Raw genomic sequence first — 13501 nt, 5'->3', positions numbered from 1 at the left:
ATGTGCGTTGGAAAGGCTATTGCCTGCCCTACTCGGTGTTCGACAAGGATCAGCGGGTGACGCATGCGGCGATTACCGAGAACAAGCGGCTGGGTGAACTCCTAGCCTATATCAAGGAGCGTCAGGACCAGCAGGAACAACCGGTCGTGAAGAGCAACAGTGACAAAAATGGCTATAAGCCGAGGGGTCGCAAGCCCGGAAGGCGCACGGATTACATGAACGATCCGGCGGTGATTGCGCGACGTGAGACGGCTCTGTTGCGGCAGCAAGCTGCCGAGTGAGGGGTCGATTGGATCGTCTCAAAGCTAAAGCCGAAGGGGAATGTTATCACCCGCCCCCGCTCCGCCCTTTCAACCCGGCCCAGCCGGCCGGATCGGGGGCTGATTGTCAGAGCCAGTGTCCCATTTCTAACTGGCTGACAATGTCGCAGCCCTATTCAGCTTTGACAATGGCTGTAGCCGGGTGGGTTCTAGAATGAAGTGCGACTTGCTAATGATCCCAATAGGTTATCAATTGCAAGGACGATGCAATGAAGCGCACCTACTCTCAGATTGGATTGGACGAACGCCGTAAGATTGCCCGTTGGAGGTTGGCTGGGCTCAGTATTGACGCCATACGCTCCGTTGGGAGGACGCCAGCATCACGCAGATGATCAATAGATATGTGCCAGAACGGTTTCTCGATGCGCTTTCGCAATGGTTGACTCGCCGCTGCTCGACGCACCGTGCAGAAAAATAATCTGCGCCATTCAAATCCCTCTGTTTCGATGGGGGTCACCGGATAGATCGACGCCCGGCTGCCGGACTGCGCCAATTAGTCCAGCGGCCTTCATAAGCTAGCCCGGATTTGCCAACCGCATGAGACCTGCCTCTGTCGATTTAAACCCGCAAGCACGATAGAATGAGGTCAGATGCGGTTCGAAGTCGACATGGAGCCACGTCGCCCCTCGCACTCGCGCAGCACTCGTCGCTTCCTTGACTAACATCGTCGCGATCCCCCTCCTACGCCACATTGGCCTGACACAGGTATCCAGAACAAAGGCGTGCAACCCACCATCTGTGGCGACGTTGACGAAGCCGATCAGGCTCTCGTCTTCGTAGGCTCCAACATGCGTTAAGCTGCGTGCTAAGATCTTTCGGAAATCCCTTCTGTCGTAACTGCCCCAAGCTTCCGCCCAAAGCTCGTTCAGTTCTTCGTTCGAAGGGAAGGGATCGACGTGAATAGCAATCATTCAAACTCCTCGTCGTTCATCTCGGCCTCTTCTGGGGTAAGGTCGTCTCAGGTGCTGTATCACGACTGTTTTTACCATGGGCGGCAACATCACCGGAGCGCCGCTCTCAACTTTCTCACCGCAATCTTCTGGAACACGCCCAGCGACGGCTTCGAGCGTCATTTCTGCACCGGTCGTAGAGTCCTCTCCCTTGATTGACGGAACGCGGCGGTTTGCTATCATCTCGCTCGGACGCCCATCCGAACCTGCTGCCGGGTTGAAGGGTACTCGTGGCATTGAAGGCGACCCCGTTCACAAGATCGAAGAGTAATCGGCAGACTTCGCCAGAACAACGGATCGTCTTATGTTCCATGCAACGATTAGGCTTGCGCCTTCCAATATCGCTGTCCTGAAGAAGGCACTTCGAGAAAAGTACCCGAATATTCGGTCGTCGCACGCTGATGAAGCACTTGCGGCCTCGGTCGGATTCAAATCATATGCGGCCATGCTCACTGTCCTGAAGCAGGTCAGCGACTCCGCGCGGTTGGTGGTTCAGACCGATGCCTCGCTGCTTCAGATTCGTCTTGAACAGTTGGGTTACGCTGGACTCGTCCCTCGCGATTTGCAGCGGCTGGTTTGGGAGGCACCGTATCCTGATCGATGGGAGGCCGATGAGATCGAGCTGACTCTTCGAAAGCGCTTTGCCCCGACAGCTGCCAATTCTCAGTAGGCTTCAGGGGCAGTACGCTGATCGGACTCGTTCCCGCCATTTTGTGTCTGGCTTCCGAACGAGTATGCTAGAGAACCTCCCGGGCTCCTGTGCCGTCTAGCGGACTGCAACTGGGAACCTATCGGCGAAATTTGCGTTGACTGAGGGTCATCGGAATAGTATCCATGACACAGATCGTTGGTGATTGAGCGTGCGATAGCCAACGCCACCAGGTCCTTCGGGATTTGGTCCCTGCGAATGCGGGGAAGGGAGAAATCCCGAGAGCTTCGCTCCGAGACCAGTAATGGTCGAAACGGTCCCGAAAGGGGCCGTTTTCGTTTTCACGGCATAATCGGCTTCTTCCTGCCAGCGCTGTAGACGCGAGCAGGATGCTTGTTTTCAAGGCGCAGGCGAACGAGATGCTTGAACTTTACCTCTCCGAACGTGTCTGGTGCCTTCTCTCGGCAGAGATACGCTGACCTGACCATCAAATGAAGGTGGAAGGGCAAGCCCTTCACCTTGTCCAACGTGAAAATGATGGCGTAGAGGGCTTCCTCGTCTTCATGTGTCACCACCGGCACCTGGGCGTACCGGTCCGCTCCAGTGAGGTTCCATACTTTCGACGAGCAAATGTTCGGCAACAGCGTCGGCAATTGTAGCGACAGAGCGTGGCGCTCGGAACAGACAAATCCCACGCCCCGACTGCACCCCGGGAAAGCGTGTTCAATGACGTCGGACGTCAGTCGATCCCGAGTGAAAACATGATCGGTAAAGGTCGCAATGATCCTTCGCTCCTGACCGGCGGAATCGACCACCGTGAGGTATTGCTCCGCAAGATGCGCGAACGAGTACGTTGTTTCAGCTAGAGTAAAGTCCGGCCAGAGGTTTTTGGTCAGGTAAGGTGCGGGCATAAGGTCTTCGATCTATGGGTCCGTTCGCAGATGGTCTGAAAGGCGCGAACTGTCAATCGAAGTGGCCGTGAAAGGCTCATCATGATGGTTCAGTTTGCATCAGGTCCGATTAGCAGGGCGGCCGAACGACCAAGAATGACCCCGAGTCGTTTCTCAACGATCGCCGCGTCAAAGCTCGTGCCGCCCACGTCCGTGTGGAGAATAGGGATTGAGAGACGGATCGCATTGGACTCGAGGATAGCGCGAACCTCGAAGATCTGAACGATTTCGGGTTCTGACCATGGGTGCTGGATTGCAGCGATTCATCTCGACGCGTCTGTCAGGCTCGACGCGACGCGACGCGATCGAAGCTGATGACATCGACATCACCCCGCAGCAAGTCATTCGCGATTTCGACAATCTTGCCCTCGTGCGTGAACAAGATCGGCTGGAACGCCCGTCCTCCGGACGCCAGAGTTTTCAACCCGGAAGCCTTGCGCTCGTCATCGAACGACTGAAATACATCGTCTGTTATGAAAGGAAGTGGCTCGTTGCGACTGCAGAAGTCCTCAATGAACGCTAGGCGGAAGGCTAGGTAAAGCTGATCTGCGGATCCTTCGCTGAGGGCTTTCGTCGGAAGCCGTTCGCCGTCGGATCGTTCTGCTTTTAGCCTTATCGCATCCTGATCGTCGAATTCCTGCACCAAGCGAACGAAGGATCCATTCGTCAATGTGGAGAAGTACTCGCTTGCCCGTGCGAGCAGCGGATCTGCCTGTGACTCCCTGTAGCGTTCCAAAGAGGTCGATAGCAGTTTCGAGGCGAGCCTCAGAACAGCCCATTGGCGGGCCAGATCCTGTGTCTCTTGTTCCGCAGATGCTTTGTCGAAAGCAGCCTGCTCCGCGCTCAGTCCGGTCTCGAGCGCCTCTTTTGTCGATGCCAGTTCAGCAAGTCTTCCCTTGAGCTTGCCGAACATGTCGAACTGTTGGGTATCCTCGGCCGCAAGCGTCTCGATCTCCAAATCGGCGGCGACTCGATCGAAATCGTAAAGTTTTATCCGGATGTCGTCTTCGCTGATGCCCCTGGAATGCAGCGACAGCCTCCGCCGACTGTCGTCAAGCTTCTCGACCACGGCACGACGCCTTCCGAGACGCTCGAGAAGTGTCCTGCCGTCTACCCGGACATTCAGACGAGCCAACTGAGCAGCGACATCCTGACTGATCGACTGGCTTTCTTCGGCTATCTGCTGAAGATCAGCGGACACTCGTTCTCGGGTTGTAGCGAGATGTCGATTACGATCCTCGGCGGATTGTGCGTCGGTCATTCGTTTGTGCAAGGTATCGACAGCGAGTAACGGAGCGAGTTTGGAAAGATCATCACCGATCGTTTTGCAGACGCCCGACAGCTTCTCCTCGAATTGATCTATGTTACGTGCCATGCCGTCGACACGGCGCTGTCTGTTCTGTCTTTCAGCGTAACAGCGTGGGATTTCTTTCCAGACCTGGATTGCAGCTTCAGCCATCTCCAAGGTTGGAGCATCATCAAGCCCGAAAGCAACGCATGTTTCAGCAAATTGCGACCGCCACTCATCAACTTCCGTAGCCAAGATAGCGATCTTGCACTCACCGTCAGCGATGTCGCTCTCCAGCGCCTCCTGCCGGGCGCGGACGATACGCCGCTCATCCCAGGCCTTCGCCAGTTCGGCCAGCTTTGTCTCCACGAGCCTGACGTTCGAGGAAAGCGGACCGGCAAGTTTTGCTTCGAGCCCGATGGCTGCTGCAATGCTCGCAAGTTCAGATGTAACTTGGACATTCCGGCTTTGAACAATGCGAAGCTGATCTTCCAGGTCCCGGACGTTCTCGCGCCTCTTGGCGATGGCATTTATGCCGCGGAGCCATTTGCCCATTTGGTCTATATCGAGAACCGGAATTCCTGCATGATCGAAAAGTCCCGAGAATGCGGCCAATACACCTTCCTGGTGATCCCGTGCGGCCTCGAGTTCGATATCAGAGGTACCAATGTCACCATCAAGTCGAGCCAATCTCAGCGTCAGCGCCGAGTGGCGCGCGGTTCTTTCAGCTTGCGAAAGTGCACCGTCCGACAGTTTGTCCGCCTCGCGAACGAGCACTGGCAACGCGCCGTCCCAGAGATTACCAGACTGAAGTCCTTGAATGGCCGCATCGCGAACAGCCCTCGCTTCTTCGATCATCGAACGGGTAATGAGTTGCCGATCATCTTCGAGGTCCGAAATGAGCTGTACTACGTCCTCGCGCTCCAAGCGGCGCTCTGTCCGCTTTTCCTGGGCACGTTTCACACGGTCGGAAGCTGCTACAAGATTTGGGCGGTGTTTTTCCAATTCAACTTCGTCCGGAAGCGGGAGCTTCAGAAGCGCTTCGAGATCCTGGACTGGAGGAGCCAGGCGAGCCTTCGCTTCGCCGATATCCTGGCGTGCCCTTGCTAGCGCGGTATCAATTTCGTCAATTCGTTCGAGCAATCGGATATCTGGCTGGAGGGCACCAAGACGTTCCTGTAGAGGCCCGACATCTTTAAGCGTACCACCGCTTTCGGTTCGTTGCATACGGCTGAATTCCGAGGTCTGGTCTTCCAGGCGCTGCCGTAGGCTCGTCTCGGTGCGTTTCAGCTCGTTTCCATCGCGGATAAGATTATTGAGACGATTGATTTGAGCATCAGCTGGCTGTGTCTGGATGAGCGTCTCGACCGAACCCCGGTGCCCTGCCCTTCGACCAAGGCCAGCAAGCTCAAGATCGAAATCCGCTACCTCTGCCCGGACTCTCGAGAAATCGGCCTTCGCTTGAGAGTACGCCACCTTCTCCGTGAGAAGCTCGTGGATCAGGTCTCGCTGGTTCAAAACAGCAGGGTCGAGCTGCAGAGCCTCAAACTCGTCCCGAATGCGCTCGCTCGTCGCAAGGGAAGCAGCTTCTCGCGCGGCGAGTTCATGGAGACGCTCCAGTTGGTTTTCGAGCTGCTTCTCGATCTCCGTCGGAACTGCGGCGATCTCGTCAAATTCCGCCAGTCCGGCCAACTCTAGATCGACATCGGTCAGAAGCGGTTCGAGCGTGCGTAGGTTCTGTAGAAGATCAAGACGCGTTTTCGTTCGCAGGCGCGCGTGCCCTAGCTCTTCCAACTGGCGCTCGACCTCACGGATTTCATCAGAGAGGCGCTTCCAGTCGGGCGAACGGAGCTCATGAACTTTCTCGGACTGCCGCGCAGCCTCGTGACGATCGAGCGCCTGATAGAAGGCCCGGTCCTTCGACTTTCGCTGAGAGAATATCGCGTCAGCCTCACCGTCCAAGCTCTTGCGCAGCTGGGTGAGCCCCGTCAGTCCGGAAGCGGCCGAGAACAGGAGGCGGCCGATCTCGCCATCTCCCGTCGCCATCTCCTCTCCCCCGTGGCGGAGCCTGGCAGAATCCATTCCGAAAGCCTTTTCAAAGACTGATCGGTTCACCCCGCCAATAAAGGGAGAAAGGATATCGTCCGCGAGAGGCACCTCTTGTTCCGAATTGGAGACCAATGTTGCCTTGCGACCCTTACGGCGCCGGAAATCGATCGATGCGCCGTCACGTCGCGTTAGGCTCGCGCCGACTCTGAGGATGGATGGCTCGAACTTGTGCAATCCGGCAACTTCGTTCTGAAAGCCGAACAAGAGATCAGACAGGGCACGGAGTAAGGTGGACTTGCCCGCCTCATTCGGTCCATAAACGATGTGCAACTTTGCATCCGGCCGAAATGGGATGGATCGGTCCGAAAGTGAGCCGTATCGGAGAAGATCAAGCCGATCGAAGCGCATGATTCAGCCTGCCGTCGCCATTCGTGCCAGAAGCAGCTCACGTGCCTCTTTCACCAGTTCGACATTTGTCAGGCCAAGCGGGCTGTCGTTGGTAGCGAGACCTCCGGGCATCTTCGGCAAGATCTCCATCAGGATCTCATCGACATGGATAGCATCGTCCCCATGATCCTCTAACGCCCTGAAAAGCTCAATTCCTGCAAAGGGAGTCGCCGCGACGGGCACCGAGGAGGAGAGCCGCAGCTCAAGTTTCTCGATCCAGATGTCACTGTACGCCCGCTGGCAGGCCGCGAGTACCTCATCCTGCCACTGCGCTCGATCACGCGCCAAGTCGTCGTAGAAGGCACAGGCCCCAGAAATCCGGATGCGTGCCGCGACTGGCTTGCCGTCGAATTCCGCCGACAACCGAATCGCTTCTTCCTCGATCCGCTTCAATACATCGACATCGAGATCGTCTTCGCTAACGTCGATACCGATTGAAATGAATCGGGCGCTGTCGACGATAAGGCGATCAACGGTCGCGATGCCATCATCGACAGTAACAAGTACTGCACCCTTTGCGCCTTGCTCACGGATGCTTCGCCCCTGGAGATTGCCTGGGAAGACAACCAGAGGATCGGATGCGACTATTTCAAATTCATGAACATGGCCAAGGGCCCAATAATCGTAAGCACGCGATCGCAGATCGTCGACCGAGCACGGCGCATAGGCCTCATGCCCCTCGCGTCCAGTCATTGAGGTGTGCAGAACTCCTATGTTGTACCATCCTGCAATTGCCGAAGGGTACCCGATTGCTAGATTTTCGTATGCCGCCCGGTCCGTAAAACCCTGTCCATGGAGGGCGACCTTCTTCTCGTCGATGAGGAAGGTGGAAGGCTTGCTCGTTGCAAATTCGTGCACGTTGTCGGGTAGTGTGATTGTCTTGGTGATCACACTCGCAGCATCGTGGTTTCCACGTATCAGGTAGACTGGAATGCCCGCCCGCTGCAGCCGACCCATTTCACGATTGAAGAACAGACCGACCTTGTTGTCCTTCCAGTCCCCGTCATAGATGTCTCCAGCAATGACGACGAAGTCGACGGCGAGTTCGACCGCACGGCTGACGAGCAGCGTTACCGCCTGTCTGGTCGCCCTCGAAAAGAGCGCGGCGAGCTGCTCATCCTTTACCGACAGCCCCTTGAAGGGACTGCCCAAATGCAGGTCGGCGGCATGAATGAATCTGAACGATGTCATGGCACGTCTTCGGTCTGTTGCTTAAAGGTTCACTTTAACGCCACCACTTTCAGCGGGTAGCCAGCTGCGGTCTTTGTCCACCGGTTTCGATTAACGCTGTTCCGATGCAGGTGGCTCTGAACTCAGAAGACGCGTAGAGAATGCCTGCGCCAAATAAGAAACGGAGCAACGTTTGCTCGTCGCGTAGTAGATCACTTCCATAGCGTAGCTTGGCGTTAAACCACTCATCCAGTTTGCGCCCTCCCCTGTCGCGCCGATCGAACGGCTCGCCGCCAAATTCCTGCATGAAACGCTCCGCGTGCGGCTTTGCAGCGAAGCAAAAGACATTGTAATTCCGATCCTCGCATTCGACCTGATGTCCGCGCGGGCAGATGGTTTGCGTGGCAGACCGCCGCCTGCTCGAGTTTACCGAGGAACAGCTCGGCAAACAGCGCTCTCTGGTGTGGATACGTCCGGTCGATTTCTGCCGGAGTGAGCTCGCCTTTGCGCCTGGGCATGAGGGCGCATGTTCATGATATGTTCAAAATAGTCAATAGGTTTCTGGCCGGGAACGAGCAGGGCTAAGCGAGTGCTCGTCCATCGCGCCTCGTGCTCGAGGCATCATCATGGCCGTAAAACGCAAATGACAGTTTTGATTTACGGTCAAGTTCGGTGTCAGCCGAGAGCTTGAGGATTGCATGTGGCGCGCGGACGCTCGGCGAGCACGGCTACCGTCACTACCTACCTCTCGGCACACCGCGCAAGTCGCACTACTCGTAAGGCTCTTGCCCCTTATCGCGGCGGAGAAGGTCTTTGCGCTCAAAGGTGGGACCGCGATCAACTATCGGCACAAGGCGATTGGTCGGCAATGTGAGGTCGCGGAAGAGGTCTGCGCCTATAGCTGCTCTGCAAAACCTCACTTTGCGTAGAGGGCACTCGAGCGTTCGAGGTGCTTGAGGATTGCGGTTTCCGAACCATCGATATCATTGGCCTCCAGGCGATTCACGATTTCCTCGTGTTCAGCCAAGGTGAACTTCTCCTTCCCCGTCCAGATCAGCATTTCCGTGTGGTATTCCTTGAGCCAAGCAAGCATCGCTTCGCTGACAGCGACATAGATCGGATTGCCGGAAATCTGCGCGATGCGGGTGTGGAAGCCCATGTCAGCATTTATGAACTCCTCGGCATGACCAAGGCAGTCGCGCTGGCGCTCTATGATCTCCCTAAGATCGCTGATGTCTGTCGCCGAGGCCCGTTGTGCGGCTTCGCGTGCCATGCCTCGCTCGAAGAATATCCGCGCGCTCTTGAGATGCTCAAGCGAGTCCGACGATTGCGAGAGCATGATCTTCGCCGTCAGGTCGACCTGCTGAAATATGGACCTGGCCGTAAGCTTCAGAACCCTCGCGCGTTCTCCATGAGAAATGTTGACCAGCCCCTTGTTGGCAAGCGACTGCATGGCCTCACGGATGGCCGGTCGGCCAACCCCAAAGCGCTCCATTAGAACACGCTCGGAAGGCATCTCGTCGCCCGGCTGCAACTCGCCCGACGTGATCATCCGCTCTAGTCGATCAAAGACCTCGTCGGACAGCTTCCGACGTACGATCTGTTCGATGGGTTGGCTCATAAGCTCTCGCTGACTCAAGTATCACCTCCTCCTACTACTTTCCGCGCTTTGCGCAAAGCGCCCCAATTTCCGTTTGTAAAATTTCGCTTCCCATCATATGGAATACTCATTATACCAGATCACGAGTTGACGCCATGACAAATTGATCTGGCGAGAGGAGCAACTGGCACTTCATGATGATCACGCTGACTTACCGCATCGAAACCCCTGGCAGTATCGACGCCATGGCGGACAAGATCGCAAGCGATCAGTCGACGGGAACCTTCGTTCCGGTCCCGGGAGAGACCGAGGAACTGAAGTCGCGTGTCGCCGCGCGCGTGCTGGCGATCCGCCCTCTTGATGACAGCACCCAGCCGACCTGGCCCGAGGCTTCCCCCGGCACGCGCCTTGGTCGCGCCGACGTCGACATCGCCTTTCCCCTCGATGCGATCGGAACCGATCTGTCGGCCCTGATGACCATCGCGATCGGCGGCGTCTATTCGATCAAGGGCATGACCGGCATCCGTATCGTGGACATGAAGCTGCCTGAAGCCTTCAGAGCAGCGCATCCCGGACCGCAATTCGGCATTCCCGGCAGCCGCCGCCTGACCGGTGTCGAAGGGCGCCCGATCATTGGAACGATCGTCAAGCCGGCACTCGGACTTCGTCCGCACGAAACCGCAGAACTCGTCGGCGAACTCATCGAATCTGGTGTCGATTTCATCAAGGACGACGAGAAGCTCATGAGCCCGGCCTACTCGCCGCTCAAGGAACGCGTCGCTGCCATCATGCCGCGGATTCTCGATCACGAGCAAAGGACCGGCAAGAAGGTGATGTATGCCTTCGGCATCTCGCACGCCGACCCCGACGAAATGATGCGCAATCACGACATCGTCGCCAAGGCCGGCGGCAACTGCGCCGTCGTCAACATCAATTCGATCGGTTTCGGCGGCATGAGCTTCCTGCGAAAGCGGTCAAATCTCGTGCTGCATGCCCACCGCAACGGCTGGGACGTGCTCACGCGGCATCCCGGCGCCGGCATGGACTTCCGGGTCTACCAGCAATTTTGGCGCCTGCTCGGCGTCGACCAGTTCCAGATCAACGGCATCAGGGTCAAATATTGGGAGCCGGACGAGAGTTTCGTTTCGTCGTTCAAGGCTGTCAGTACGCCCCTCTTTGATGCGTCGGACTGCCCGCTGCCGGTGGCCGGTTCCGGCCAGTGGGGTGGACAGGCGCCCGAGACGTATCAACGAACGGGCCGCACCACAGATCTCCTCTATCTCTGCGGGGGTGGCATCGTCAGCCATCCAGGTGGCCCGGCCTCCGGCGTCCGCGCCGTGCAGCAGGCCTGGCAGGCGGCTGTGGCCGGCATCCCGCTCGAGACCTACGCACAGGACCATCCTGAATTGGCTGCCTCAATCGCCAAGTTCAGCGACGGAAAGGGCGCCTGACCGCGATGGAAGACCTTCTCGTGAGCTATTACGGCGATGACTTCACCGGTTCAACCGACGTCATGGAGGCGTTGGCCTCGCACGGTGTTGCAACCGCACTCTTTCTCGACATCCCCTCGCCCGAAATGATTGCGCGCTTCAAGGACTGCAAGGCGATCGGTCTTGCCGGGACGAGCCGCAGCCAGACGCCGGAATGGATGCAGTCGCACCTCACCACCGCCTTCGAATGGCTGAAGTCGCTTCGGGCGAATTTCTGCCACTACAAGGTCTGCTCGACGTTCGACTCCAGTCCCGAGACGGGGAGCATCGGAAAAGCCATCGACATTGGACGCGAAACGTTCGGGCAGACCGTCGTGCCGGTCGTTGTCGGTGCACCGCAACTGAAGCGGTACACGGCGTTCGGCAATCTTTTTGCCGCCTACCAGGGCAGCGTCTATCGGATAGATCGTCACCCGGTCATGAGCCGCCATCCGGTCACCCCGATGGGTGAGGCCGATCTGGCTGTTCATTTGTCCAAGCAGACCCGACTGCCCGTTGCCTTGGCGGACCTTGCAACGATCGCGTCGGCCGATGCCGACCTGCGCATTGACCGATTGGCCGCGGAGGCAGGCGGAATTCTTCTCATCGACGTGGATTCGGAGGCGACGCAAGCTGCCGCGGGTCGCCAGCTCGTTCGCCTGGCAGGTCAGTTCGGGAGCTTCCTCGCTGGGTCGTCCGGAATAGAGTACGCGCTTCTCAATGCCTGGCGACAAAGCGGCGCCATTGCCGGAACTTGGGATTTTCCCGACGTTGGCCCGGTCGACCGCCTCGCGGTTGTTTCCGGAAGCGTGTCGCCCACGACTGAACGTCAGATCAGACAGGCGAAGGAAGACGGCTTCGCAGACATTGCGCTCGATCCTTTGGCACTCGTATCGGAGGACGGCGAACGCGCGATCGACGCGGCCGTCCAAAATGGCGTCGAGAGGCTCAAGGAGGGACGGAGCGTCATTTTCCATACAGCCCTCGGCCCTGCGGCCGATGTCGGCGGCGATATCGACAGGATATCCGGTGCCCGCCACACCCTTGGGCGAGCGCTAGGTACGATACTGCGCCAGATGGTCGAGCGCGAAGGACTTTGTCGCGCGGTCATCGCCGGCGGCGATACGTCAAGCCACGCCCTAAGGCAGCTGAAGGTAGAGGCGCTGACCACCCTCCTGCCCCTTCCTCAGACACCCGGTTCACCACTTTGCCTGGCGCACGGAAGCTACCCGCCGACGGACGGGCTCCAGATCGCGCTCAAGGGCGGCCAGATCGGAACGGACGGCTACTTCGCGCAGATCCGCGACGGAAGGACGAGCTGAAATGGCTTTTTGGGTCGGTACAAGCTTCAAGATGAACAAGACCCTGGCGGAAGCACTCGCTTTTGCCAGCCGCCTGGCGGAGGCTGATCGCGACAGCGATCCCCTGATACAGCGGTTCGTCATCCCAGCCTTCACAGCGGTGCGCGAAGTCAAGCGAGCTCTTTCGGGCACCTCCGTCAAAGTTGGCGCGCAGAACATGCACTGGGAGGATGCGGGTGCATGGACTGGCGAGGTTTCCGCGCCGATGCTCAAGGACTGCGAACTAGACCTGGTGGAGCTTGGCCACTCGGAACGCCGGGAACACTTCGGAGAAACCGACGAAACCGTGGGCTTCAAGGTGGCTGCCGCCGTCCGCCATGGCCTGACGCCCCTGATTTGCATCGGCGAGACATTGCAGCAGCGCCAATCCGGGCTGGCCGACGCGGTCTTGCGAAAGCAGGTTGAGGCGGCCCTGGGACCTGTCGCCGACATGGCTGACGCGCAAGTCCTGCTTGCCTACGAGCCCGTCTGGGCGATCGGCGTCAATGGCATTCCGGCCACGGCAGACTACGCATCTGAGCGCCATGGCAAAATCGCCGATGTTGCCATGAGGGTTCTGGGCCGCCAGGTGCCTGTCCTCTACGGCGGCAGCGTCAATCCGCAAAACTGCGAGGAACTGATCGCACAGGCGCATATCGATGGCCTGTTCATAGGCCGGTCGGCTTGGTCCGTTGACGGTTATCTCGACATTCTGCGCCGCGTCGCCGCGGCAATCGAACGCTGATCCATTTGCCTAAACGCTAGTGAAAGGAAACTGCCATGAAGATCGCAATTGGCGCCGATAGCGCTGGCAAGCCGCTGCTCGACGTTATCGCCGCTCACCTTGCCGGCAAGGCCGACCTGGAAGTTCACGACCTGAGCCAGTCGGGCTTCTACGCTGACCTCTCGCAGAAGCTCGCACAGACGATCGTCGACGGTGAGCATCACCGCGGTATCCTGATCTGCGGCACCGGCATTGGGGTTTGCATCTCCGCAAACAAGGTCCCGGGGATCCGTGCCGCCCTTACTCATGACACCTACTCGGCTGAACGCGCGGCCAAGTCGAACAACGCCCAGATCATCACGATGGGTGCGCGCGTCATCGGACCCGAACTCGCCAAGTCGATCGTCGATGTCTGGCTTGCGGCCGAGTTCGACCCCAAAGGCGCCTCGGCGGGAAATGTCGAGGCCATCGATCGGCTCGACGCCCAGAAAGCGCCTCACAACTAATGTTACGCTGATATGGTGATTGACTCATCATACCAGATT

Annotated in this window: 12 protein-coding genes and 2 pseudogenes; 6 read left to right on the top strand and 8 right to left on the bottom strand. The window is 58.0% G+C overall.

Translation table 11 applies throughout. The annotated features are described in order from the left end of the window. Positions 1–281: pseudogene (locus IB248_RS17975) on the top strand (ISNCY family transposase); the annotation flags it as partial. 371 nt (positions 282–652) lie between these two features. Here the strand turns inward: IB248_RS17975 and IB248_RS17970 are convergent. Beyond that, positions 653–748, bottom strand: a complete 96-nt coding sequence (locus tag IB248_RS17970) for a chloramphenicol phosphotransferase CPT family protein (RefSeq protein WP_246779269.1) — start codon at positions 746–748, stop codon at positions 653–655. Positions 749–835: 87 nt separating this feature from the next. After that, positions 836–1231 carry a GNAT family N-acetyltransferase gene (locus IB248_RS17965; protein ID WP_018860275.1) on the bottom strand — a complete coding sequence of 132 codons (396 nt, stop codon included), beginning with the start codon at positions 1229–1231 and terminating at the stop codon, positions 836–838. Positions 1232–1574: 343 nt separating this feature from the next. On the opposite strand from IB248_RS17965, the gene IB248_RS31370 reads away from it, so the two are divergent. Further along, complete coding sequence (locus IB248_RS31370; protein ID WP_112824593.1) at positions 1575–1940, top strand: hypothetical protein; 366 nt, start codon at positions 1575–1577, stop codon at positions 1938–1940. A gap of 320 nt (positions 1941–2260) precedes the next feature. Here IB248_RS31370 and IB248_RS17960 read toward each other — a convergent pair whose 3' ends face one another. From IB248_RS17960 to IB248_RS17940, 6 genes and pseudogenes are all read right to left on the bottom strand, one after another. Beyond that, positions 2261–2830 carry a hypothetical protein gene (locus IB248_RS17960; RefSeq protein ID WP_192241448.1) on the bottom strand — a complete coding sequence of 190 codons (570 nt, stop codon included), beginning with the start codon at positions 2828–2830 and terminating at the stop codon, positions 2261–2263. Positions 2831–3033: 203 nt separating this feature from the next. Beyond that, positions 3034–3108, bottom strand: a pseudogene (locus tag IB248_RS32390) (GntR family transcriptional regulator); the annotation flags it as partial. 41 nt (positions 3109–3149) lie between these two features. Further along, positions 3150–6614 (bottom strand): YhaN family protein, encoded by a 3465-nt coding sequence (locus tag IB248_RS17955; RefSeq protein ID WP_192241447.1) that lies wholly within the window; start codon positions 6612–6614, stop codon positions 3150–3152. A 3-nt stretch (positions 6615–6617) separates the two neighbouring features. Continuing rightward, the gene (locus tag IB248_RS17950; RefSeq protein WP_192241446.1) at positions 6618–7844 is read right to left on the bottom strand and encodes a DNA repair exonuclease; all 1227 of its coding nucleotides are present in this window, start codon (positions 7842–7844) and stop codon (positions 6618–6620) included. Between the two features lie 49 nt (positions 7845–7893). After that, a complete protein-coding gene (locus IB248_RS17945) occupies positions 7894–8130 on the bottom strand; it encodes a hypothetical protein (RefSeq protein ID WP_192241445.1) in 237 nt (78 codons plus the stop codon). Between the two features lie 609 nt (positions 8131–8739). Continuing rightward, positions 8740–9444 (bottom strand): transcriptional regulator NanR, encoded by a 705-nt coding sequence (locus IB248_RS17940; RefSeq protein ID WP_018859272.1) that lies wholly within the window; start codon positions 9442–9444, stop codon positions 8740–8742. A gap of 173 nt (positions 9445–9617) precedes the next feature. Between IB248_RS17940 and oiaX the strand changes: the two genes are divergently transcribed. The 4 genes from oiaX to IB248_RS17920 are packed head-to-tail and all read left to right on the top strand — an operon-like array spanning position 9618 to position 13462. Next, a complete protein-coding gene (gene oiaX / locus IB248_RS17935; protein ID WP_192241444.1) occupies positions 9618–10874 on the top strand; it encodes a 3-oxo-isoapionate-4-phosphate decarboxylase OiaX in 1257 nt (418 codons plus the stop codon). A gap of 5 nt (positions 10875–10879) precedes the next feature. Further along, the gene (locus tag IB248_RS17930) at positions 10880–12214 is read left to right on the top strand and encodes a four-carbon acid sugar kinase family protein (RefSeq protein ID WP_192241443.1); all 1335 of its coding nucleotides are present in this window, start codon (positions 10880–10882) and stop codon (positions 12212–12214) included. A 1-nt stretch (position 12215) separates the two neighbouring features. Next, positions 12216–12977 (top strand): triose-phosphate isomerase, encoded by a 762-nt coding sequence (locus IB248_RS17925; protein ID WP_192241442.1) that lies wholly within the window; start codon positions 12216–12218, stop codon positions 12975–12977. A gap of 35 nt (positions 12978–13012) precedes the next feature. Next, on the top strand, positions 13013–13462 hold the full coding sequence (locus IB248_RS17920; protein ID WP_062370011.1) for an RpiB/LacA/LacB family sugar-phosphate isomerase: 450 nt from the start codon (positions 13013–13015) through the stop codon (positions 13460–13462). Positions 13463–13501 lie beyond the last annotated feature (39 nt).

Origin of the sequence: Rhizobium sp. RHZ01, assembly GCF_014851595.1 — a bacterium.
Taxonomy (GTDB): domain Bacteria; phylum Pseudomonadota; class Alphaproteobacteria; order Rhizobiales; family Rhizobiaceae; genus Rhizobium; species Rhizobium altiplani.
This window is presented reverse-complemented; position numbering and strand designations above follow the sequence as displayed.